Below are 22,412 nucleotides of genomic sequence, written 5' to 3'. Positions count from 1 at the left end.
CACCGGCCCGCTCCCGCACCCCGCCTCCCACTCATGATACCGATGGGAGGCGGGGTGGGGGCGCAACGGGTCGGCCATGCCCCCGGCATGGCCTGAACAGCGCGGGGCGCTGTTCACCCGATGCGGGCCGGTGCCGCGAAACGTGCCTGCGGCACGTTTCCAAACGAGCCCTCAGATCCGCGCCTCGTAACCGCGCGGCCGGCTCGGCATCGTCAGGATCGCGCGCGCATCGCCCGGCGTGCGCGCCTCGCCATGCGGGCCGCCCGCGGCATGGATCACCCGTTCCAGCAGTTCCTGTCCCTCCGGCCAATGACCCAGCCCGCTGGCGGCGTTGAGGTGCCCGTGCGGCCCGGCGTCGACGAAATGGCTGCCCCAGTCGACCGCCAGGCTGTGCGCGCGCTCGATCGTCACCCACGGGTCGTCGCTCGACGCCACCACGATCGATGGAAACGGCAGCGGCTGTTTCGGCGCGGGCGCGAACGGCGCCAGTTCCTCCGCCACGCCCGCGCGCTCGACATCGGCGGGCGCCACCAGCAGCGCGCCGGCGACCGGCCAGCCATAGGGTTGCGGGCTCATCGACGCCCACCACGCCACCGCGATACACCCCAGCGAATGGCCGACCAGGATCACCGGCGCGCGTGCCCCCGCCACCGCCTGGTCGATCTTCGTCACCCAGGCGTTGCGGTGCGGCCGGTCCCACATCCCCAGTTCGATCCGCGCGGTATCGGGGCGGCCGTTCTCCCACAATGTCTGCCAGTGCGCGGGGCCGGAGCCACCCAGCCCGGGAACGGTCAGGATCGTCGGCCGGACCGACAGATCATATGTCGAAAGTCCCATGACTACCCTCCTGTTATCCCCGCATTCCGCGCGGGGGACGGTGAGGCCGCGGCACACAGTCTAGGGGTCGGGAAAAGCCGCGGCCTCGATTCGCAATGTATTGTCCCCTAAATCCATGGACAATCCTGCATCGCAGCAATTGACGCGAACGGAGGCCGCCGCGAGACGAACCGAAATCGCCGCGCGGCTTGCGGTCCGGGGGGGCGGGCTGCGATAGCGGGCGGATGGCGAAACAACGTGCCGATCAGATGCTGGTGGACCGCGGCCTGGCCGAATCGCGCACGCGGGCGCAGGCGCTGGTGATGGCCGGTCTGGTCTTCGCCGGCGACCGCAAGGTGGAAAAGCCCGGCCAGCCGCTCGCCGCCGATGTCGTCCTCGACGTGCGCGGGCGCGACCATCCCTGGGTGTCGCGCGGCGGGATCAAGCTGGCGCACGGGCTGGACCACGTCGGCTGGGACGTGAGCGGCGCGGTGGCGATCGACGTGGGATCGTCGACCGGCGGCTTCACCGACGTGCTGCTGACGCGCGGCGCCGCGCGCGTCTATGCGGTGGACAGCGGCACCAACCAGCTGGCGTGGAAGCTGCGCCAGGATCCGCGCGTCATCGTCCACGAACAGACCAGCGCGCGCATCCTGACGCCCGCGCACATTCCCGAACCGGTCGACCTGATCGTCTGCGACGCCAGCTTCATCGGCCTGGCCAAGGTGCTGGAGGTGCCGCTGTCCTTCGCCCGCCCCCCGGCGCGCGCGATGGCGCTGATCAAGCCGCAGTTCGAGGCCGGCCGCGCCGAGGTGGGGAAGGGCGGCGTCGTGCGCGACCAGTCGGTGCGCGACCGCGTCTGCGCCGAGGTGGCGGACTGGTTCGCCGCCACCGGCTGGCGCGTCGAAAGCGTCGTCGAAAGCCCGATCACCGGGCCGGAGGGCAATGTCGAATATCTGATCGCGGCGCATCGCGACTGAAACAATCGTGCGCCATGGGGCTTTGGCAGTTTACGCAAGGGTGACGATTGGGCACCTAGGCGCGTCGTTGACGTTGTGTGGGGGATCAGGGACGTTGGGCACGGTCGCATCGAGGGATCAGTTACGGATGTCGTTCCTGCGCTGGGCGGCGGTCTCGGTGCCGCTGGTCCTGCTGCTGGGGTTCCTGTCGGGGCGGTCGGTCCCCTCTGGCAGCGAGAACGGCTGGTACATGGCGCTGACCAAGCCCGAACTGACGCCGCCGGGCTGGGTGTTCCCGGTCGCCTGGTCGCTGCTCTACATCATGCTCGGGCTGGCGCTGGCGCTGGTGCTCAGTGCGCGCGGGGCGAAGCTGCGCTGGGTCGCGGTGGCGCTGTTCGCGGCGCAACTGGCCGGCAACCTGGCCTGGACGCCGCTGTTCTTCGGCGCGCACAAGGTCGGGGCCGCGCTGCTGCTGATCGTCGCGATCCTGGGGCTGACGATCATCACCACCTTCGTCTTCGCGCAGATCCGGCGCGTCGCGGCGTGGCTGCTGGTGCCCTATATGGTGTGGCTCAGCTTCGCGGGCGTGCTCAACTGGCGCATCGCGCAGCTGAATCCCGATGCGGAACGCCTTGTGCAGCCGGCCGCGGCGTCCCAAGTGATCGGCTGACCTGTTCCGCTTTTCGAAAGAGACCACCCATGCAGTCCGAAAACCGCCTGTTCGGCGATCTGGCCAAGCTGTTCAACGGTGCCGCCGGCACCATCGCGGGGATGAGCCGCGAGGCGGAAGCCGGTGCGCGGGAACGTGCGCGCGAATGGATCGGCGGGCTGGATTTCGTCGCGCGCGACGAATTCGAGGTGGTGAAGGCGATGGCCGTCGCCGCGCGGGACGAGACGGATGCGCTGCGCGCACGGGTCGAGGCGCTGGAGGCCGCGCTGGCCGCCCAGAAGGCGGGCTGACGCGCACGCGCGATTGTGCGATACCGGCGACACGATGGCCATGCTCGATCACGACGCGGATTCCGATAACGAGGGCGAAGCCCCGCTGGACATGCTGGAGGCCTATTTCACGGCCCATGGCTGGCCGTGCGAACGCCACGACGATGAGATGACGGCCAGCGTCAAGGGCAGCTGGACCGAATACGAACTGCGCGTGCTGTGGCGCGAGGAAGACGGCGTCCTGCAACTGCTCGCCTTCCCCGACGTGAAGGTCGCGGAAAAGGGGCGGGGGAAGATCTACGAAACGCTCGGGCTGGTGAACGAGCAATTGTGGATGGGCCATTTCGAGCTCTGGTCGTCCAGCGGCATCCTGCTCTATCGTAACGCCACCGCGATCGAGGCGCGCGACGGGGAAGCGACCATGTCGCTCCCCACCGCCGAGCTGCTGGTCGAATCCGCGATCGACGAATGCGAGCGTTTCTATCCCGTCTTCCAGTTCGTGCTGTGGGGCGGCAAGTCGCCGGCGGAGGCGATCGCGGCGGCGATGGTCGAAACCCAGGGCGAGGCCTGAGGCGCGGTCATGCGGCTGTGGATGATCGGGTGCGGCAATATGGGGTCCGCCATGTTGCGCCGCTGGGTCGATAGCGGGACGGTCGCGGCCGCCGACGTCGATGTCGTCAATCGCACCGACCGCGTGCTGCCCGATGGCGTGCGCCAGGCGCGCGAGCTGCCCGACGGACCGCTGCCCGACATCGTCGTGTTGGGGGTCAAGCCGCAGCAGCTGGCGGAGGTCGCCGTGCGCTTCGCCGCGCGCCTCGCCGATGCGCCGCTGCTCGTCTCGATGCTCGCCGGGTGCGATCCGGCGACGCTGTCGGCGGCCTTTCCCGGCCCGGTCGCGGTGCAGACGATGCCCAATCTGCCGGTCGAACTGGGCCGCGGCGTCGTCGCGATCCACGCACCCGCCGCGCCCGCCGCGGCGCGCGCGACGGTCGACCGGCTGATGGTGCCGCTCGGACTGGTCGAATGGTTCGACGACGCCGCGCGCTTCGCCGCCGCCGGCGCGCTGTCGGGCACCGCGCCCGCCTTCGTCTTCCGCGTGATCGACGCGCTCGCCGCCGGCGGCCGCGCGATCGGCCTGTCGCCGCAGGAAGCCGCCGCCGTCGCGCTGGCGGCGGTGGAGGGCGCCGCCGTGATGGCCGCCGCCAGCGACCGCACGCCCGCCGCGCTCGCCGATGCGGTCGCCAGCCCCGGCGGCATGACCCGCGAGGGGCTGAACGTCCTCGACGCCGACCGCGCGCTCGACACGTTGTTCGAACGCACCCTCACCGCCGTCGCCCGCCGCGGCGCCGAAATGGCCGCCGCCGCGAAGGGATGACGGGGCAGGGCGATCGGCTTTTCCGCGCCGACGCCCCCGCGCCGCGCAACCGTCGCGTCCATGTCGCGCAACCGTCGCGCCCCACCGCGTCGCTGTCCTACATCCCCGCTTGGCGCCATAAGCAACGACGCTCTTTCTCCGTCGTGAAACCGCCCGCCCGCGCGTCGGGCACGCCATTCCCGCCGGCGCCGCGTCCGGTGTGCCAGCGTCTCAACTTTCGCAACATTCAGCCTTTGCGCAGCGCCTCGACGCGCGGCATCTCGTCGGGGGGGATCAACCCCTCCAGCACTGCCCAGAAACCGCTGACCGCGCCCTGGCCGGCTTGCGAATAGGCCGCCGACAGCCGCTCGCGCAGCGCATCGTACAGGCTCGCTTCCAGCTCCACCCCGCTCGGCGTCAGCCGCAGCAGCCGCTGCCGCCGGTCGCGCTCGCCCGGCCGTGTCTCCACCAGTTCGCGCTCGATCAGTTCGTTCAGCACGCGGCCCAGCGATTGCTTGGTGATCGCCAGCAGCGCCAGCAGGTCGCTGACCGGCATGTCGGGCTTGCGCGCGATGAAGTACAGCGCGCGGTGGTGCGCGCGGCCCAGCCCCTGCCGCGCCAGCCCGCGGTCGATCGACCGCGTGATATGGCTGTTGCCGAAGTACAGCAGTTCGATGCCGCGGCGGATCTCCGATTCGCGCAGGAACAGCGGGGAGGCGGATTGGGTAACGGCAGCCATGTTGACCGGCTTTGCCATCGGCCCTAGGTCACCGCAACCCGGCAAACGGCAGACAACCACCGTCCTGCCGCATCCGTCGACCATGGCATGGGGGCAATTTTCCGTGACTTTCGCGTTCGAACCGCATCCCGCACCGGTGACCGCCAGCGAACGGGAAGCGCGGCTGGTCGATCCGGCGTTCGGGCGCGTCTTCACCGATCACATGGCGATCCTCCACTATAGCGAGGACAAGGGCTGGCACGACGGTGCGATCACGCAGCGCGTGTCGCTGACGATGGACCCGGCCTCCTCGGTGTTCCATTACGCGCAGGAGATTTTCGAGGGGCTCAAGGCCTATCGCCTCGACGACGGCGGGCTGGCGCTATTCCGTCCCGACGCCAATGCGCGCCGCTTCAACGCCTCGGCGCGGCGCATGGCGATGCCCGACCTGCCCGAGGAGCTGTTCCTGGAATCGTGCGAACGCCTCGTCCTGACCGAGCGCGACTGGTTCCCCGCGATCGAGGGCGGGTCGCTGTACCTGCGCCCGTTCATGATCGCGTCGGAGGCGTTCCTGGGTGTCAAGCCGTCGGCCGAATTCCTCTACATGGTGCTCGCCTCGTCGGTCGGCGCCTATTGGAAGGGCGGGGCGCGCGCCGTGTCGCTGTGGGTCAGCCACGACTATACCCGCGCCGCGCCCGGCGGCACGGGGGAGGCCAAATGCGGCGGCAATTACGCCACCAGCCTCGTCGCGCAGCAGGAGGCGATCCGCCGCGGCTTCGACCAGGTGGTGTTCCTCGACGCGGCCGAGCGCCGCTGGATCGAGGAGCTGGGCGGCATGAACATCTTCTTCGTGTTCGACGACGGCTCGATCCAGACGCCGCCGCTGACCGGTACGATCCTGCCCGGCATCACCCGCGATTCGATCCTGACGATCGCCCGCGACGAAGGTCTGGTGGCGCGCGAGGAACCCTATGCCATCGACCAGTGGCGCGCCGATGCGCAGAGCGGCCGGCTGGTCGAAAGCTTCGCCTGCGGCACCGCGGCGGTCGTCACGCCGATCGGCCGCGTCGCCGGCCCGGATTACGACTTCGCGATCGGCAGCGGCGCCACCGGCCAGTTGACCGCCCGCTTCCTCGACCGCCTCACCGCCATCCAGCGCGGCCGCGCGCCCGACCCGCACGGCTGGCTGCGACGTATCGGTTGAGCTTTCCCGCGCGCCGCGATAAGGCCCGCGGCTCGTTGGGGCGTCGCCAAGCGGTAAGGCAACGGTTTTTGGTACCGTCATACGCAGGTTCGAATCCTGCCGCCCCAGCCAGTCGACGGCTTCGAGCGTCGCTTCGCCGACCTTGACGACCAAGCATGCGAGCACCTCTTTGCGATGCTCGGTCGAGCCCGCGACCCGCCGGAGCACTTGCTGAACAAGGGCGCGGGACCTGTTGCGTTGCGTGGGATCGACGACCCCGGTGACTGGCGTGATCCGTGAGAGCGGCATCGAGGGCTCGAGCGCCTCGCGGGCTGCGGCGCGGATGCTGGACAAAGGCTACCGCAGCTACCGGGCGGCACCTTACGCGCCAACAAGGCTGATGATGGTGGCACACAGCGATGCGCAGCTGCTCCCGCAGCGGTAATACGACGCGGCTGGCGCTCTGCTTGTCGAGGATGTCGGCGAAGCGCTGATAGGCGCGGATATAGCCGTCCTGCCTTGTCCTTTCTCCGCGCACCGGGGCGCGTGGATGGCGACGCAGCTTCAGGTCGGCGTCGAGGCGGGACGCGCCCCAACCGTCGCCATCCGGGATGTGCCGGCAGCGACCGTCGCTCTGCGGCAGCCAGAGCCAGCAGTGTTCGGCGACGAGGGAGCGGTCGTCATCGTCGACGAACACCAGCGCGACGTTGGGGACGCCGTCCAATCCTTCCGGAAGGACAGGTGAACAATGTTCCGGCGCGAACTGCGAATCCAGTTGGTCGAGTTGAGAAGACTGAGAGGCAATGTGCTCCAGGCGCGCGTCCTTGCCCCCATGCCGCGCGGAGCGGCTGGGGGAGGACATGCGGACGGTGGGGATGACCGGCAGGATCGATCGACGACGAAAATTCTGACCGAGGCCGAGCAAGCGGATGCCGCCCTGTTTTTCCCTTCTTTCAGAACCTTCGCTTCATCCGTCCGTACGGATCAGCGCCACCAGCGCCCTTTTTCATGCTGCCGATCTGATTGACCCTCCGTGTCGGAGTTTATGGGCACCAGACCGCCCAAGTATTTCCTTTGGTTATGCCATTCGCGAATGATTGAAGAGGATGTCGCCCGTGCTAACAAGCGGATGTGGAGATGCAGCAGGGCGGTAATTTCGGATTTCTGGCGGCGCGCGACAGTCAGTTGGCGCGGCTCGGCGCGTTGGCCGAGAGCTATTTCCGTTCCGACCCGCCGGCGGCGTTGCTGAAGCTGCGGCTGTTTGGCGAAGCCTTGGCGAAGCAGATCGTTGCACGACATGGCGTGACATCGTCGGCGTCGGCGACGTTCGACGAGGTGCTGCGCGAGGGCAGGGCACGCGGGATTTTTCCGCAACAGGTCGCTGACCTGCTGTTCCAGATCAAGCGCTGGGGGAACGCCGCTGCGCACGAGGATCGCGGTTCCGCGGCCGATGCCCTGAATGCGCTGAAGTTCGCGAGCGCGATCGGTGTCTGGTACCATCGCACGTACCGGGACGCGCCGTCGTTCGATCCCGGTCCGTTCGTGCCGCCGGTCGCGCCCGCTGACGCCGATGCTGCTTTGCGCGAACAGCTGGAGAAGTTGCGCAAGGCGGTGGCCGACAGCCATGATGCGGAGGCGCAGGCGCGTCTGCGTGCGCAAGACGCCGAGGCGGAACGCGAACGGCTGGCGGCGTCGATCGAGGAACAGCAGCGGCAACGCGCCTTCTGGGAGACCTATGCGGCGGAAACCGAAGCCGCTCTGGCCAAGGCACGCGAGGAGCTGGCCGCAGTGCGCGCCGAGGCTCAGGCGGCACCGACGCAGGACATGCAGCTGCTGTCCGCTGCGGCATCGCGCGCGGCGGAGAAGGTCGAGCTGGACGAGGACGCCACCCGCGTGCTCATCGATGCGAAGCTGCGCGCGGCGGGCTGGACGGTCGACAGCCAGACACTGACCCACGCCGCCGGCGCTCGGCCCGTTTATGGCGAGGCGATGGCGATCGCCGAATGGCCTGCCAAGAAGGGACGCGTCGATTATGCGCTGTTCATCGACGGACGCTGCGTCGGCGTAGTCGAGGCGAAGAAGCGCAAGATCGACGTCCCCGGAATGCTCGGGCAGGCCAGGCGCTATGCGCAGGACATCGTCCTGACGCCCGACGAATATCCCCGCGGCGGCCCCTGGACCGATGGCGAGCATCGCTATCAAGTGCCGTTCCTGTTCGCAACCAACGGCCGCGCCTATGTAAAGCAGCTCGCGACGAAATCGGGCATCTGGTTCTGGGACGCGCGCACGCCGAGTGCGGTGCCGCGTGCGCTGCCGGAATGGTTCAGTCCGCGCGATCTGGAAGAGCGGTTGGCCCAGGCCATCCCGCCCGCCGACGCGCATGTCGCCGAGCAGGAACTGGGCGTCGCCGGCCTTCGTCCGTACCAGCGCGATGCCATCGCGGCCGTCGAGGACGCGATCCGCGCCGGGCGGCGGGACATGCTGGTGGCGATGGCGACCGGCACCGGCAAGACGCGCCTCGCCATCGCGCTAATGTACGAGTTGCTGCGGGCCAATCGCTTCCGCCGCATCCTCTTCCTGGTCGATCGTAGCGCGCTGGGCCGCCAGACTCTCGACGCGATGAGCGTGACCGACACCAGCGGCTTCCTCAAGTTCAGCGATGTCTTCAACGTCGCCGATCTGGAGAAGAAGCTGCCGGAAGCGGTCGACCGGGTGCAGGTCGCGACCGTGCAGGCGATGATCCGGCGCCTGTTCGACGATCCCGATGCGATGCGGCCGACGCCTGGCACCTACGACCTGATCATCGTCGACGAGGCGCATCGCGGCTACACGCTCGACGCCGAGCTGCGCGAAGAGGATCTCGGCTTCCGCAATCTCGACGATTACCTGTCCGCCTATCGCCGGGTGCTCGACTATTTCGACGCCGCGACGGTGGCGCTGACCGCGACGCCCGCGCTGCACACCACGCAGATCTTCGGCCTGCCGGTCTATCGCTACGGCTATCGCCAGGCGGTGATCGACGGGTGGCTGATCGACCATCGTCCGCCGCGCCGGATCACCACCGCGCTTAGCCAGACCGGCATCCGCTTCGACGCGGGCGACGAGGTCGAGATCGTCGACCGCCAGACCGGCGAGATCGAGCTGATGACGCTGCCCGATCAGGTCGATTTCGAGGTCGCCGAGTTCAACCGCAAGGTGCTGACCCAGCCGTTCAACCGTGCGGTGGCGCAGGCGGTGGCGCAGGAATGCCCGCCCGACCAGCCGGGCAAGACGCTGATCTTCGCGGTCAGCAACGACCATGCCGACATTCTGGTCGACGAACTCGCCAAGGCGCTGGCCGAGGAATATGGCGCGCTGCCCGGCGGGCTGGTCGAGAAGATCACCGGCACCGTCGACCGCCCGCTGGAGCGGATCAAGGCGTTCAAGAACGACCCGCGTCCCAAATATGTCGTCACCGTCGACCTGCTGACCACCGGCATCGACGTGCCCGCGATCACCAACCTGGTCTTCGTGCGGCGGGTGAACAGCCGTATCCTCTACGACCAGATGATCGGCCGCGCGACGCGACGCTGCGACGAGATCGGCAAGACCCATTTCCGCATCTTCGACGCGGTCGATCTCTACGCGCATCTTCAGGACGTGACCGATATGCGGCCCGTCGTGGTCGATCCGGCCTTGAGCTTCGCCACGCTGCTCGGCGACCTGGCGCGCGCGACGGACGAAGAGGATCAGGCCTTCGTCCGCAACCAGATCGTGGTGAAGCTGCGCCAGCGGCTGCCCCGGCTCGCCCCGTCCGCGCGGGAGCGGGTCGAGCAGTTGCTGGGGGCGCCCGACGCATTGCCCGACCGCCTGCGCGATGCCACGCCCGCCGAGGGGCTGGCGCTGTTCGAGCGGCATCCCTCGCTGGTCGAGATTCTGGATCTGGGGCCGCGCGAGCGCACCGATCCCGGCGTCTTCATCTCGGGCCATGACGACGAACTGATCGGCGTCGAGGACGTGTTCCCCGATCACGCCAGCCCGGCCGATTATATCGAGAGCTTCGAGGCCTATGTCCGGTCGCAGATGAACGTCGTGCCCGCGCTGATCGCCGCGACGCAGCGCCCGCGCGACCTGACCCGTGCCGAGTTGAAGGAAATCGCCGTCCTGCTGGACGAGCACGGCTTTTCCGAAAGCCATCTGCGCGCCGCCTATGGCCGCGTCCGCAATGCCGACATCGCCGCGCACATCATCGGCTTCGTGCGACAGGCGGCGCTCGGCGATCCGCTGGTGCCCTATGCCACGCGCGTCGAGAGCGGGGTCGAGCGTATCCTGGCGAGCCGCGACTGGACGCCGGCCCAGCGCCGCTGGCTGCAACGCATCGGCCGGGCGCTGAAGGAACAGCCGGTTGGCGATCCCGCGATCCTGTCCGACCCGCTCTTCGCCCAGAATGGCGGGTTCGACGCGATTGACCGCGAGTTCGACCATCACCTGCGCGATGTGCTGATGGACCTGAACGTCGCCATCTGGGATAGCCGTGGCGATACCGACCAGGCGGCCTGATCCGCCTGCATTGACGACAAGGACGACGACGACGTGAACCCCTCCGCCGAACTGGTGAACAAGCTGTGGCGGCTCTGCGCCATGCTCCGCAAGGACGGCATCACCTATCAGCAGTACGTCACCGAGCTGACCTATCTGCTGTTCCTGAAGATGGCGTCCGAGCAGAAGGACGAGAGCCGCATTCCGGAAGGCTATCGCTGGTCGCGGCTGAAGGCAGCGAACGAGGCGGAGCTGCTGACCGTCTACAAGCGCGCGCTGATCGACCTGGGCGATCCCGCCAAGGTGGCCGATCGCTCGGTCGTCGCCATCTTCCAGAACGCCTCGACCATCGTGCGCGAGCCGGCCAATCTGCGCCGCCTGATCGACGCGATCGACGGGCTGCACTGGTTTTCCGCCGAGCGTGATGCCTTCGGCGACGCCTATGAGGGCCTGCTCCAGAAGATGGCGGAGGAGACCAAGCGCGGGGCAGGGCAGTATTTCACCCCGCGCGTCCTGATCGACGTGATGGTCGAGCTGATGAAGCCGCAGCCGGGCGAGGTGATCCAGGACCCGGCGGCGGGCACCGGCGGCTTCCTGATCGCGGCCGACCGTTTCATGCGCGAGGCGAGCGACGACTATTTCGAGCTGTCGCCCAAGCAACAGGCGTTCCAGCTTCGCGAGGCGTTCCGGGGCGTCGAGAACGTCCCCGACACCTTCCGCCTGTTGCTGATGAACCTGCACCTCCACAAGATCGACCCCGATCATCTGGAGCTGGGCGACACGCTGTCGCCCAAGGGCAGCGAGGCGCCGTTCAAGCGGGCCGATCTGATCCTGAGCAACCCGCCCTTCGGTCCGGCGGGTGGGCCCCCAACGCGCGACGATCTGACCATCACCGATCGCGTCTCCTCCTATCAGCTGCCGTTCGTCGAGCACATCATCCGCGCGCTTGCCCCCGGCGGCCGTGCGGCGGTGGTGGTGCCCGATAACGTCCTGTTCGACGATGGGCGCGGCAAGGCGCTGCGACGGATGCTGATGCATCGCTGCGACCTGCATACCATCCTGCGGCTGCCGACCGGCATCTTCTATGCGCAGGGGGTCAAGACCAACGTCCTGTTCTTCACCCGCTCGGTCGAAGCCGACCCGGCGGAGGATGCGACCAAGGCGGTGTGGATCTACGACATGCGCGCGGGCGCGCCCGCTTATGGCAAGACCAACCCTCTGAAGCGCGGGGACTTTGCGGGTTTCGTGGCGGCGTTCGGCGACGATCCGCATGGCCGGGCGGAGCGCAAGGACGAAGGCGAAACCGGCCGCTTCCGCCGCTTCGACCGCGCCGCGCTGGAGGCGCGCGGCGACAATCTCGACATCAGCTGGCTCAAGGACACCAGCGCCGAGGCCGAGGACGGTCTCGACACGCCCGAGGATATCGCGGCGGCGATCGAAGGCCATCTGATGGCCGCGCTGGAAGAGATTGGCGCGCTGGTGGCGGAACTGGGGAGCGAGATGGAAGATCCGGCCGTGGCGGAGACGGCTGCATGAGTTTCAGCGAAGATATTTGCAAGCTGGTAAAGGAGTCAAGTGATCCGTTGCTTGCTGCTGCTGATCGATGGGAGCGAGTTCCACTGGGGGCGGTGGCGGCTGTCATTAATGGCTTTCCTTGGAAATCTGATAGGTTCGGTACAGATCAAGGCGTTCCACTCATCCGCATCCGGGACGTTACTACAGGGGCGACTCAGACGCTATATGATGGTCCCATTGTTGAAGGTTATTGGGTGGAGAGCGGCGATATCCTTGTAGGTATGGACGGGGATTTCAACGTTGGACGGTGGAAGTCTGGAAGAGGACTTCTGAATCAGCGTGTTTGCAAGGTAATCGCGGTGCCAACGTTTTATACAGCATCGTTTTTGGAATATGCTCTTCCGCCATATCTTCGTTTAGTCAACCAGATGACCAGCTCTGTGACGGTCAAGCATTTGTCGTCCCGGACACTTGCCGAACTGCCACTCCCGCTCCCGCCTGTCGCTGAGCAGCGTCGGATCGTCGGGAAGTTAGATGTGCTGATCGCTCGCCTCGTTCGTGCACGGACGGAGCTAGGTCGGGTTTCGATGATGACCCCAAGTCAGCGGTTGGCACTTCTCCGTTCAGCAATGTCCGGCAGTATGACAGAAAGTTGGCGGACTGGCCGAGAATTGGAGCCGATTGCGGCAATGCTCAATCGGGTTCCGGTCCCGAAACAGGGCCGCGGCGGTCGAGAGGCAACAGACAAGGTTTTGGCGGGCAAAGCGGGTCTTGCGATTAACGATCCGGGGGTCGAATTGCCGCAGGGCTGGGCTTGGGTGCCGCTGCTGCGGATCGCCAAGCAGGAGACCGGGCATACGCCCAGCCGTTCGCAGCCGGGCTATTGGGATGGCGGTGTGCCGTGGATCGGCATCCGCGATGCAGGCGCGCATCATGGTCGCATTATCGACACGACAATGCAGACCATCTCCAAAGAGGGGTTGGCGAATTCGTCCGCACGGTTGCTGCCGGCGGGGACCGTTTGCCTGTCGCGTACTGCCTCGGTTGGCTATGTCACGATGATGGGGCGAAGCATGGCGACCAGCCAAGATTTCGCGACCTGGACCTGCACAGAGGCGCTCGAGCCGGAATATCTGATGTATGCCCTGATGGCGGAGGGCGACGACATCCGGAAGTTCGGCATGGGTTCAACTCATACGACCATATACTTCCCGGAAATCCGCGCCCTTCACATCGCGTTGCCGCCGATCGAGGAACAGCGGGAGATCGTGAAGCGGCTGAAGGCGGGGCTCGCCCGCGCCGACCGCCTCGAAGCCGAAGCGACCCGCGCCCGCGCGCTTCTCGATCGGCTCGAAGCCGCGATCCTCGCCAAGGCGTTTCGCGGCGAATTGGTGCCGCAGGACCCGAATGACGAACCCGCGAGCGTGCTGCTCGACCGCATCCGCGCCGAACGCGCCGCCGCGCCCAAGCCGAAGCGTGGGCGGGCGCGCAAGGCCGTGGGCTGAGCGGGGAGGGGACGCATGGCCATTCCCGACTATCAGGCGCTGATGCTGCCGGTCCTGCGCCTCGCCGCTACCGGCGTCACGCGCGTGCCCGATGCGGCGGCGGCGATCGCCGACCAACTCGGCCTGACCGAGGCGGAGCGCGAGGAGATGCTGCCCAGCAGGCGGCAGCGCGTGCTGCACAACCGCATCCACTGGGCGAAATTCTACATGGCCAAGGCGGGGCTGATCGACAGCCCTGCGCGCGGCCGCTTCACCGCCAGCGCGGATGGCAAGGCGCTGCTCGCGACCCAGCCGGCGGCGATCACCGTCGAGACGCTGAAGACCTATCCCGCCTTCGCGCAATTCTACGCCGTCGACGCGCAGGCCTCGCCCGCCGAGGCTTCGGTCGCCGAAGCCGCCGCCACCGCGACTGCCACGCCCGAGGAACAGATCGACGCGGCGCACGGCGTCCTCCACGCCGCGCTGAAGACGGAATTGCTCCAGCGCGTGCTGGCGCAGAGCCCGGCCTTTTTCGAACGCGCGATCGTCGATCTGCTGGTGGCGATGGGCTATGGCGGCAGCCATGAGGGCGCCGCGCTGAGCCTGGGGCGCAGCGGCGACGGCGGCGTGGACGGCGTGATCGACGAGGATCGCCTCGGCCTCGACCGCATCTATGTCCAGGCGAAACGCTATGCCCCGCATGTCGGGGTCGGGCGGCCGGACGTGCAGGGCTTCGTCGGCAGCCTGGTCGGCTTCGGCGCGACCAAGGGCGTGTTCGTCACCACCTCCAGCTTCAGCGCCCCCGCGATCGATTTCGTCCGCCACCTGCCGCAGCGGGTGGTCCTGATCGACGGCACGCGCCTTGCCGAGCTGATGATCGAACATGGCGTCGGCGTTCGGGTGAGCCGGACGATCGCGGTGAAGCGGCTGGACGAGGATTTCTTCGCGGACGAGTGATGCGTCAGATATGCGGCATGCTGCCGACTATGCTCTTTATATGAAGGAATTCTGGTTCCACGAGGGCGAGCCGGGGCGTGCCGCTTCACCGATCGGCTATCTGTTGTCCGTCGCTCTCACCTCGTCGCGCGGTTGCAAGCGGAGGTAGCGACGCGCTCCGGGATGTCGGTTCGACCGGGCTTTTGAACGGCGTCCGGGCCGGGGCCGCCCGCCTCAGGTCCGCGCTACCTCCCCACAAAGCAATGTAATGATACATTGTACCTAACGGCCGGATGCTACAAAGGAGATCGCATTCGCGTCTCGAGGTATTCATGTCCTTCACATCGCCGGCCCCGATCCTGATCGAGGACCTGACCCTTGCCTATGGCGACCACCGCGTCCTCGACGGGCTTTCGCTCCGGGTCGAGCCGGGCAGCATCACCGCGTTGCTGGGCGGCAATGGCGCGGGCAAGTCCACCACGCTGGCCGCGCTGCTCGGCTTCGTGCGCGGGGGGGCGGGGCGGGTCGCCGTCTGCGGCATCGATCCGCGCGCCGATCCGGACGGTGCGCGTCGCCACATCGCCTATCTGCCGGAAAACGTTGCGCTCTACGATCATCTCTCCGCCGTCGAGAATGCCGATTACCTGCTGGCGCTCAGTGACGAGCGCAAGGGGCGGGAGGCGATCACCGATGCGCTGCAGGCGGCGGGCTTGCAGGAGCGGGCGTGGGACCAGCGGCTCGGCGGCTTTTCCAAGGGGATGAGGCAGAAGGTGGCGATCGCGGTCGCGCTGCTGCGCGCGGTGCCGGTGCTGCTGCTCGACGAGCCGACCTCCGGCCTCGACCCCCGGGCCACGGCGGACTTCAACGCGCTGGTCGCCGCGGTGCGCGACCGCGGCACCGCGGTGCTGATGGTCACGCACGATCTGTTGAGCGCGGTGGACGTCGCCGACGAGATCGCGTTCCTGGAAGCCGGGCGCGTCGCGCACCGCGTCGTCGCGAGCGGTCCCGACCGGTTCGACGTGCGCGCGCTCCACGCGCGGTTCCAGGTCGCCGGCGTCGGACGCGCGGCGTGAGGATCGTCCGCCTGATCGCGCGCGACGAATTGCGGCTGATGCTGCGCAACCGCGTCGCATTGATCGCCTTCGCGTTGATCGTGCTGCTGACGCTGGTCGCGGTGGCGAGCAGCTGGTCGCACCAGCGTGCCGCCGCCGATCTGCGCGCGCGCCACCAGCATGAGGCCGAGCACGCCTTCGACGCGCAGCCCGACCGGCATCCGCACCGGATGGTGCATTACGGCCACTTCATCTTCCGCCCGCTGGGGCCGCTGGCCGCGTTCGATCCCGGCGTCGATGCCTTCACCGGCAACAGCATGTTCCTCGAAGGCCACCGGCAGAACACCGCCAATTTCGGTGATGTGCGGCAGAGCTCGCTGCTGGTCCGGTTCGGGCAGCTGACCCCCGCCTTCGTGCTCCAGATCGTGGCGCCGCTGCTGCTGATCTTCCTCGGCTTCGGCGCGCTGGCACGCGAAACGGAACGCGGCACGCTCGGCCTGCTGATGCTGCAAGGCGCCTCGCGCGGGCAGGTCGTGGCCGGGAAGCTGCTGGCGCTCGGCACCGTCGCGGTCGCCGCCGCGCTGCCGGCGATGCTGGGGCTGGTCGCCATCGCCGGACAGCCGGGCGCACTGGCCCTGCCGATGCTGGTGATCGCGCTCGGCTACCTCCTCTATCTCGGGTTGTGGACGGTGCTGATCCTGCTGGTTTCGGCACTTGTGCGACGCAGCCGCGACGCACTGCTCGCGCTGGTCGCCCTCTGGGCGGTGACCACGGTGCTGCTGCCGCGCGCCATGCCGGATGTCGCCGCCAACGCCGTGCCGCTGCGCAACCGGCTCCAGACCGATGTCGCGATCGCGCGCGATCTGCGCGGTCTCGGCGACAGCCACAATCCCGACGACCCGCATTTCGCGCAGTTCAAGCAGGGGCTGCTCGACCGCTACAAGGTCACCCGCGTCGAGGACCTGCCGTACAACTACAAGGGCCTGCTGGCGGTCGAGGGCGAGCGGCTGACGTCGGGGCTGTTCGACCGTTATGCCGCCGAAAGCTATGGCGCACAGGCGCGGCAGAACGGGCTGGTCGACGCGAGCGGCCTGCTCAGCCCCGCGATCGCGCTGCGCGGACTGTCGATGGCCGCGGCCGGCACCGATTTCGCCGCGCACCGCCGCTTCCTCGAACAGGCCGAGCGCTATCGCTACGCGCTGGTGCAGCGGCTGAACCGGCTGGAGGCCGAGGCGGTCAGCTATGCGAACGACACTGCGACCGACGCCGGCGCGGATCGCCGCAAGCGGATCGCGGCCGCGAACTGGCAGGCGATCCCCGACTTCCGCTTCGTCGCGCCGAGCGGCGCGATGCTGGCGCGCGGCGCGCTGCCCGGCCTGACCCTGCTGGCCTTGTGGCTGGTGGTGGCCGTGGCGCTGCTCGCCCTTGCCACCCGCCGCCTCGGAGCACGTCGATGACCCTGTGGACCCACGAGCTGCGCCTGCTGCTGCGCCAGCGGCTGAGTGCGTTCGCGCTGGTGCTGCTCGCGTTGCTCGGCGCGGCGGCGGTCGCGGCCGGCATGGCGGAGATCGCGCGGCAGCGCGCCGCGATCGCCGCGGTCCCGGCCGCGCAGGCGCAGGATATCGGCGCGGTCGCCGATTATGTCGACCGCAGCAAGGACGCGGGAAGCGCGGCGTACTACAGCTTCCATCCGACATGGGATCCGCCCGCGCCGCTGGCGTTCGCGGCGCTTGGCATGCGCGACGTGTCGCCGTTCATCCTGCGGGTGCGCGCGCTCGGGCTTGAGGCGCAGATCTACGACGGCGATACGTTCAATCCCGAACTGGCGCTGCCGGGGCGCTTCGATTTCGCCTTCGTGCTGGTGTTCCTGGCACCGTTGTTCGTCATCGCGCTGTTCCATGATCTCGTGTCGGGCGAGCGTGAGGCCGGGCGGCAGCGAACGCTGGAGGCGCTGCCGCGCGGGGGCGCCGCGCTGTGGCGGCGGCGGACGCTACTGCGGCTCGCGCTGCTGTGGGCGGCACTGGGCCTCCCCTTCGCGATCGCGGCCGTTGTCGAAGGGGTCGCGGTCGGTCCGATCCTCATCGTGCTCGTGGTGACTCTCGCCTACCTGCTGTTCTGGATCGCGCTTGCCGCGCTGGTCGGGCGGTTCCGCTGGAGCTCGGTCGCCAACGCCGCCACGCTGGCGGCGCTGTGGCTCGTGCTGGTGCTGATCGTGCCGACGCTCGGCAACGTCGCGATCAATCGTGCGGTGCCGATCGCGCAGGGCGCGGAGATCGCGCTGGCGCAGCGCGAGGCGGTCAATCACGCATGGGACATCCCGCGCGAGGACACGATGCGACGCTTCTACGCCGCGCACCCCGAATGGGCGGACTCACCCCCGCTCGGGCCTGATTTCCACTACAAATGGTACCTCGCCTTCCACCAGAACGCCGATGAAGGCGTGGCCGGGCAGGTGCGCGCGTATCGCGATGGCCTGGAGCGGCGCGACCGGGCGGGGCGCGCGCTCGGCTGGGTGCTGCCCTCCGTCGGGGTCCAGGGGCTGCTCACGCGGCTCGCGCGCACCGACCTGGCCGGACAGCTTGCGTATCAGGATCGCATCCGCGCCTTCCACGCGCGGCTGCGATCCTTCTATTACGGCTATCTCTTCCGCGACCGGCCGTTCGGCAAGGCGGACTTCCGCCGCGCGCCGCGCTTCGACGACGGCGTCGCGGAGTGACCGCGCGTCAGTTCGGCTCGCGCGCGATCGGGTAGCGCAGCGGGTAGGGGTGTCCTGGCCCCGCCTGCGCGTACAGCCACGCCAGCCGCGCGTCGGGGTCCGACGCAAAGCCCGGCTCGGTGCGCAGCTTCGCGTCGAACGCTGCCTTGATCGACGGATCGGTCGCCAGCAGGCGCTCGCCCAGCGCGGCGAGCACGAAGGCGTCGGTGTTCGGCGCCGGCGCCAGCATTTCCGGGAAGAACCCCCAGGCCAGAAACGAATCCTGGCTCTCCGGCTCCAGCAGCGACGCCGCGAGCAGCCCGAGCGGCTGGTCGGCGGGCACGCGAACGCTGCCGGCCGGCAAGACGTCGCTCGTCTCGTGGTGTTCGAACCGGGCGGTGATCGGGTAGCGTCCCTCGATCGGTTGCGACATCTTCGGGTCGATCAGGCGGACATGGTCGAGCGTGCGGGTTTGCGGCGTGCGGATCGTCTCGAAGCGGATGCCGTGCAGGCGCAGCCGCTCGATGATCTCGGTCTGCTCACGCGGCACCCACCACGCCTTGGGAAGACGGACGCTCTCGCTGGGTGTCTGGCCGATGATCGGCATCCGGAACGTGATGGGCCTGCCCAGCCAGCGCTGTTCCTCCCGACCGGAGGCGGGGGAGCGATAGGTGTCGAACGCCACGCCCTTGAAATCCTCGATCCATCCGATCGGGGTCGCGGCGGGCTTCCACCGGGTCAGCAGTTCGGTCGGGCGGCTCGCCCGATCGGTCGCCTTGGCGGCGATGATGCGCGCGGCGTCGCTCGCGGCGATCTTGAGCGCCGCTTCCAGCAGCACATAGGTGCCCAGCACGCGCTGGCGATAGGGCTTGAGCATGTGGTTCTCGACCAGCACGGTCGGCATGCCGATGAAGTCGCCATAGCCGGTCGAGTAGCGTGGCCCCTCGGGGCTGTAGCGGATGCCCTTCTCGGGATGCCGGGTGTCGATCGGGCTGGGATAGATGATCGGGGTGTGGCCCGCGGCGGTCAGGGCGCCGGATACCGCCGGGCCGAAGCGGTTCTCCAGCCAGTCGGCGGTCGCCCGGTGGCGGGCATATGTGCCCCATCCGGGATAGGTGAAGGTCACGTCATACTGCATGTCGAAGCCTTCGCTGACATGGCAGTCGATGTAGAGGATGGGATCGAGCGCACGGATGAGGCCGATCATCGCCCGGGATTCCGGCGCGTCCAGCTTGGCGTAATCGCGGTTGAGGTCGATGTTGCGCGCGTTGGCGTCGCGCCCCTTGTTGGCGGGGCCGCGGATGTGCGGGAAATTGTACGCGCTCATCTGTTCGTGGCCGTCGATGTTGTAGATCGGCACAAAGACCAGATCGACCTGGTCGAGCAGATTGTCCTTCCCGCGCCGCGCGATGTCGCGCAGCAGCATCAATCCCGCGTCCTTGCCGTCGATCTCGCCCGCATGGATGCCGCCCTGTATCAGCACCACCGGCTTGTCCGCGCCGCCCTTGCTGGCGCGGACGTAGATCATCTCGCGCCCCTCGGCGGTGCGGCCGAACGACCGCATGGTGACGAGCGGCGATGCCGCCGCGAGGCGCTCCAGCCAAGCCCGCACCTCGGCGTAGCGCGGCGTCGTCGTGAACCCCGCCGCCTCTGCCGGGGTGATCCACGGGTCGTTCGCCGGCACGATCAGCCGCTCGCTCGCCCCCGACCAGGGCAGGGCGGGGGGAAGGATGGCGGACAGCGGCGGCACCGGCTGCGCCGGCGCGGGAACAGCGGCGAGCAAGGCGATGCCGGCGGCGGCACGGGTGGTCGAACGCATCGGATGTCCCCGCTTCACAACTTGGCGCGCAGGCCGATCGTCGCCGTCCGCGGGGCGCCCGGCTGCACCCAGACCGGCGAATAGCTGTTGGCGTACCAATGTTCGTCGAACAGGTTGGTGACCGAGCCGAACAGTTCCAGGTTCGGCATCAGGTCGACCTGACCGAACACCCGCGCCAGGGTATGCGCCGGCAGCTCGAAATCGGTGCCGGTCTCGCCGTTGCGCTTGCTGACATACTGGATGCCGCCCCCCAGCAGCGCGGCGCGCTCGCCGATCGTGAAGCGCTTCGCCGCCTGCACGTTCAGATTGTGCGCGGGAATGTTGATCAGCGGGTCGCCGGGCTCGATCTGGAACGAGAAATTGGGATCGAGCACGCGCGAACGCGCCTCCGCATCGGTGTAGGCGTAGCTGAGCAGCACGTCGACGTCGCCCGGCAGCTTTCCGTTGATGTCCAGTTCGACGCCGCGGCTGCGCGCCTTGCCGATCGCGACCGAGAAGCCGGGGTTGAGCGTGTCGGTGGCGAGCACGTTGGACTTGTCGAGCTGATAGACGGCCAGCGTGCCGTTCAGCCGTCCGCCCAGCGCGCTCAGCTTCACGCCAGCCTCGATCGACGTGCTCGTCTCCGGCTCGAAGACACTGCCGTCGGCCCCGGCGCCGATATTGGCGCGATACCCTTCGCCATAGGCCGCGTAGAGCGACAGCGGCTTGCTCAGTTCGTAGACGATGCCGGCCTGCGGGCTGAACCGGCTGCGCTTGCGACGGCCGAGCACGCGCGTCAGCCGGTCGTCGACGCGCAGCAGGAAATCGTCGAAGCGACCGCCGATGCGCACCTGCAACCGGTCGGTCAGGCTGATCTGGTCCTGAATGTACGCCCCCATCGTGCGCTGCACATCCAGGCGGTTGGTGATCGGCGCGGTCGCCGGAACCGGGTAGCGGCCATATACCGGGTTCTGCAGGTCCAGCACATAGCCTGCCCGATCGGTCGTCGCCGGCGTCACGACCGGTCCGCGATACCTGCTGAACAACTGGTCGGTGTCGAAATAGTCGTAGTCGCCGCCGATCAGGACGCGGTGGCGCAACGCACCGGTCTCGAACTCGCCCGCGATCTCGGCGCGCAGCACGCTGTGTTCGGAGCTGTAGCGCCGGGTGCGCCGCTGCCGCGACAGCGATCGGCCGTCGATGAACAGCTTCTGCCGCGCGCGCGCCGTCTCCGCGTCCGACGACGCGCCGGTCAGCTGCGTGTCGCGGTGACTGGCGCCGAGCAGCAGGCTCCAGCGATCGGCAAAGTCGTGTTGCACGCGCAGCTGGTGCCCGGTCGCGCGCGCCACCGTGTCGCCGTCGCTCGGCTCGCCCAGAAACCGCGACCGCGGCACGGTGTCGAAATTGCCGTTTAGCACCACGATCCCCCGGTCGAACGGTACCTCGACGCGCGTCCATTCGAAATCGTAGGTGATGCGCGTGTCATCGCCGATGCCCAGGCCGATCGACGGCAGGAAACCCCAGCGCTTCTGCTCGACCGTGTCGCGGAACGTGTCGCCGCTTTCCGCATAGCCGATCAGCCGGGCGGTCAGGTTGCCGGTCAGGGCGACATTGGCGTCACCCTCCGCGCGCACCGTATCGAAGCTGCGATACTGGAGCGAGGCGGTGCCGAAGGTGCGGCCGAGTTCCGCCTGCTTGGTGACCAGGTTGATCGAGCCGCCCGGTTCGCCGCGCCCGAGCACCGCCGCTGCGGGACCCTTCAGCACCTCGACCCGCTCGATTCCGGCGACATCGCGCTGCCCGCTGAAGCCGCGTCCGGCGTTGAAGCCGTTGACGAGGTAGCCGCTGGGCAGATTCTCGTCGCCCGCAAAGCCGCGCACGGCGAAACTGTCCCACAGCCCGCCCAGCGTATTCTGCCGCACGACCGAGGCGTTGAGATCAAGCGCGTCGGTAAGGCGCAGGATGTTGTTCTCCTCGATCACCGCCTCGTCGATGACCGCGATCGCCTGCGGGATCTCGCGTACCGCGAAGTTGCCGCGATATGACTGGCGCACGCCGGTGACGGTGATCGCCTCGCGTCCCTCTTCGACGGACACATCATCGTCGGCCTCGGCCATCGCGGGCGAACAGGCCATGGCGATGGCGAGCGGGATGATGCTGCCCATGGCGGCAGCGCGCGTAGTGAAGCGCACGTGAACGATTCCTCCTGATCGGATGGCCGCGCATCGGCGTTGCGCGGCCGTATTGTCTGGCGCTCCATGCAGTCACGCCATGCAAGCGTCAATGAGATGATGTTTTGTTACATTCCATGGCCGCCGCCCTGCCTCCCGGCTCCCGGCTCCCGGCTCCCGGCGTCACGCCGGCCCAGGCGCCGGCCGGCATGTCAAATGAACATTACATCATGAAGTCGCCAGCTTCGGGACAGCCGCATCCGTGTCGAAGGGG

Annotated in this window: 18 protein-coding genes and 1 tRNA gene; 15 read left to right on the top strand and 4 right to left on the bottom strand. The window is 68.2% G+C overall.

Annotated elements, in window-relative coordinates:
• Positions 1-171 precede the first annotated feature (171 nt).
• A complete protein-coding gene (locus tag COA17_RS16850; protein WP_066485430.1) occupies positions 172-837 on the bottom strand; it encodes an RBBP9/YdeN family alpha/beta hydrolase in 666 nt (221 codons plus the stop codon).
• Positions 838-1,061: 224 nt separating this feature from the next.
• Between COA17_RS16850 and COA17_RS16845 the strand changes: the two genes are divergently transcribed.
• From COA17_RS16845 to COA17_RS16825, 5 genes are all read left to right on the top strand, one after another.
• The gene (locus COA17_RS16845) at positions 1,062-1,796 is read left to right on the top strand and encodes a TlyA family RNA methyltransferase (protein WP_096613992.1); all 735 of its coding nucleotides are present in this window, start codon (positions 1,062-1,064) and stop codon (positions 1,794-1,796) included.
• 127 nt (positions 1,797-1,923) lie between these two features.
• Positions 1,924-2,445 (top strand): TspO/MBR family protein, encoded by a 522-nt coding sequence (locus tag COA17_RS16840; RefSeq protein ID WP_066485434.1) that lies wholly within the window; start codon positions 1,924-1,926, stop codon positions 2,443-2,445.
• A 29-nt stretch (positions 2,446-2,474) separates the two neighbouring features.
• The gene (locus COA17_RS16835; RefSeq protein WP_096613990.1) at positions 2,475-2,735 is read left to right on the top strand and encodes an accessory factor UbiK family protein; all 261 of its coding nucleotides are present in this window, start codon (positions 2,475-2,477) and stop codon (positions 2,733-2,735) included.
• Positions 2,736-2,775: 40 nt separating this feature from the next.
• A complete protein-coding gene (locus tag COA17_RS16830) occupies positions 2,776-3,285 on the top strand; it encodes a type III secretion system chaperone family protein (RefSeq protein ID WP_066485439.1) in 510 nt (169 codons plus the stop codon).
• Between the two features lie 9 nt (positions 3,286-3,294).
• Positions 3,295-4,089, top strand: coding sequence for a pyrroline-5-carboxylate reductase family protein (locus COA17_RS16825; protein ID WP_096613988.1), 795 nt, complete (start codon positions 3,295-3,297; stop codon positions 4,087-4,089).
• Positions 4,090-4,315: 226 nt separating this feature from the next.
• Here the strand turns inward: COA17_RS16825 and COA17_RS16820 are convergent, their stop codons facing one another.
• Positions 4,316-4,807 carry a MarR family winged helix-turn-helix transcriptional regulator gene (locus COA17_RS16820; protein ID WP_231738629.1) on the bottom strand — a complete coding sequence of 164 codons (492 nt, stop codon included), beginning with the start codon at positions 4,805-4,807 and terminating at the stop codon, positions 4,316-4,318.
• A gap of 82 nt (positions 4,808-4,889) precedes the next feature.
• Here COA17_RS16820 and COA17_RS16815 point away from each other — a divergent pair, with 82 nt between their 5' ends.
• From COA17_RS16815 to COA17_RS16770, 10 genes are all read left to right on the top strand, one after another.
• Positions 4,890-5,990, top strand: coding sequence for a branched-chain amino acid aminotransferase (locus tag COA17_RS16815; protein WP_096613986.1), 1,101 nt, complete (start codon positions 4,890-4,892; stop codon positions 5,988-5,990).
• 36 nt (positions 5,991-6,026) lie between these two features.
• Positions 6,027-6,101: transfer RNA gene (locus tag COA17_RS16810), tRNA-Gln, on the top strand.
• Positions 6,102-6,519: 418 nt separating this feature from the next.
• Positions 6,520-6,714 (top strand): hypothetical protein, encoded by a 195-nt coding sequence (locus COA17_RS19475; RefSeq protein ID WP_096613984.1) that lies wholly within the window; start codon positions 6,520-6,522, stop codon positions 6,712-6,714.
• Between the two features lie 392 nt (positions 6,715-7,106).
• Entirely contained in the window at positions 7,107-10,508 is a 3,402-nt protein-coding gene (gene hsdR, locus COA17_RS16800; RefSeq protein ID WP_096614004.1) for a type I restriction-modification system endonuclease, read from the top strand.
• A 33-nt stretch (positions 10,509-10,541) separates the two neighbouring features.
• Entirely contained in the window at positions 10,542-12,023 is a 1,482-nt protein-coding gene (locus tag COA17_RS16795) for a class I SAM-dependent DNA methyltransferase (protein ID WP_096613982.1), read from the top strand.
• Complete coding sequence (locus COA17_RS16790; RefSeq protein ID WP_096613980.1) at positions 12,020-13,507, top strand: restriction endonuclease subunit S; 1,488 nt, start codon at positions 12,020-12,022, stop codon at positions 13,505-13,507. Before COA17_RS16795 ends, COA17_RS16790 begins: the two co-directional genes overlap by 4 nt.
• A 15-nt stretch (positions 13,508-13,522) precedes the next feature.
• The gene (locus tag COA17_RS16785; RefSeq protein ID WP_096613978.1) at positions 13,523-14,443 is read left to right on the top strand and encodes a restriction endonuclease; all 921 of its coding nucleotides are present in this window, start codon (positions 13,523-13,525) and stop codon (positions 14,441-14,443) included.
• A gap of 311 nt (positions 14,444-14,754) precedes the next feature.
• Entirely contained in the window at positions 14,755-15,495 is a 741-nt protein-coding gene (locus tag COA17_RS16780; protein ID WP_096613977.1) for an ABC transporter ATP-binding protein, read from the top strand.
• Complete coding sequence (locus COA17_RS16775) at positions 15,492-16,931, top strand: ABC transporter permease (RefSeq protein WP_096613975.1); 1,440 nt, start codon at positions 15,492-15,494, stop codon at positions 16,929-16,931. The genes COA17_RS16780 and COA17_RS16775 overlap by 4 nt, the downstream gene beginning before the upstream one ends.
• Positions 16,928-18,190, top strand: coding sequence for a DUF3526 domain-containing protein (locus COA17_RS16770; protein WP_096613973.1), 1,263 nt, complete (start codon positions 16,928-16,930; stop codon positions 18,188-18,190). Before COA17_RS16775 ends, COA17_RS16770 begins: the two co-directional genes overlap by 4 nt.
• 7 nt (positions 18,191-18,197) lie before the next feature.
• On the opposite strand, the gene COA17_RS16765 is transcribed toward COA17_RS16770, so the two are convergent.
• Positions 18,198-19,988 carry a M14 family metallopeptidase gene (locus tag COA17_RS16765; RefSeq protein ID WP_096613971.1) on the bottom strand — a complete coding sequence of 597 codons (1,791 nt, stop codon included), beginning with the start codon at positions 19,986-19,988 and terminating at the stop codon, positions 18,198-18,200.
• Positions 19,989-20,002: 14 nt separating this feature from the next.
• A complete protein-coding gene (locus COA17_RS16760) occupies positions 20,003-22,102 on the bottom strand; it encodes a TonB-dependent siderophore receptor (RefSeq protein ID WP_425442736.1) in 2,100 nt (699 codons plus the stop codon).
• Positions 22,103-22,412 lie beyond the last annotated feature (310 nt).

The sequence above is a fragment of the Sphingomonas ginsenosidimutans genome, assembly GCF_002374835.1.
Lineage (GTDB): Bacteria > Pseudomonadota > Alphaproteobacteria > Sphingomonadales > Sphingomonadaceae > Sphingomonas > Sphingomonas ginsenosidimutans.
This window is presented reverse-complemented; position numbering and strand designations above follow the sequence as displayed.

Excerpts from the sequence above, each read along its gene's own strand:
- COA17_RS16785 (WP_096613978.1), top strand. The coding sequence starts at position 13,523 with ATGGCCATTCCCGACTATCAGGCGCTGATGCTGCCGGTCCTGCGCCTC.
- COA17_RS16845 (WP_096613992.1), top strand. The coding sequence starts at position 1,062 with ATGGCGAAACAACGTGCCGATCAGATGCTGGTGGACCGCGGCCTGGCC.
- COA17_RS16840 (WP_066485434.1), top strand. The coding sequence starts at position 1,924 with ATGTCGTTCCTGCGCTGGGCGGCGGTCTCGGTGCCGCTGGTCCTGCTG.
- COA17_RS16760 (WP_425442736.1), bottom strand. The coding sequence starts at position 22,102 with ATGGCCTGTTCGCCCGCGATGGCCGAGGCCGACGATGATGTGTCCGTC.
- COA17_RS16835 (WP_096613990.1), top strand. The coding sequence starts at position 2,475 with ATGCAGTCCGAAAACCGCCTGTTCGGCGATCTGGCCAAGCTGTTCAAC.
- COA17_RS16770 (WP_096613973.1), top strand. The coding sequence starts at position 16,928 with ATGACCCTGTGGACCCACGAGCTGCGCCTGCTGCTGCGCCAGCGGCTG.
- COA17_RS16830 (WP_066485439.1), top strand. The coding sequence starts at position 2,776 with ATGCTCGATCACGACGCGGATTCCGATAACGAGGGCGAAGCCCCGCTG.
- COA17_RS16815 (WP_096613986.1), top strand. The coding sequence starts at position 4,890 with ATGGCATGGGGGCAATTTTCCGTGACTTTCGCGTTCGAACCGCATCCC.
- COA17_RS16850 (WP_066485430.1), bottom strand. The coding sequence starts at position 837 with ATGGGACTTTCGACATATGATCTGTCGGTCCGGCCGACGATCCTGACC.
- COA17_RS16820 (WP_231738629.1), bottom strand. The coding sequence starts at position 4,807 with ATGGCTGCCGTTACCCAATCCGCCTCCCCGCTGTTCCTGCGCGAATCG.
- hsdR (WP_096614004.1), top strand. The coding sequence starts at position 7,107 with ATGCAGCAGGGCGGTAATTTCGGATTTCTGGCGGCGCGCGACAGTCAG.
- COA17_RS16790 (WP_096613980.1), top strand. The coding sequence starts at position 12,020 with ATGAGTTTCAGCGAAGATATTTGCAAGCTGGTAAAGGAGTCAAGTGAT.
- COA17_RS16780 (WP_096613977.1), top strand. The coding sequence starts at position 14,755 with ATGTCCTTCACATCGCCGGCCCCGATCCTGATCGAGGACCTGACCCTT.
- COA17_RS16765 (WP_096613971.1), bottom strand. The coding sequence starts at position 19,988 with ATGCGTTCGACCACCCGTGCCGCCGCCGGCATCGCCTTGCTCGCCGCT.
- COA17_RS16825 (WP_096613988.1), top strand. The coding sequence starts at position 3,295 with ATGCGGCTGTGGATGATCGGGTGCGGCAATATGGGGTCCGCCATGTTG.
- COA17_RS19475 (WP_096613984.1), top strand. The coding sequence starts at position 6,520 with ATGGCGACGCAGCTTCAGGTCGGCGTCGAGGCGGGACGCGCCCCAACC.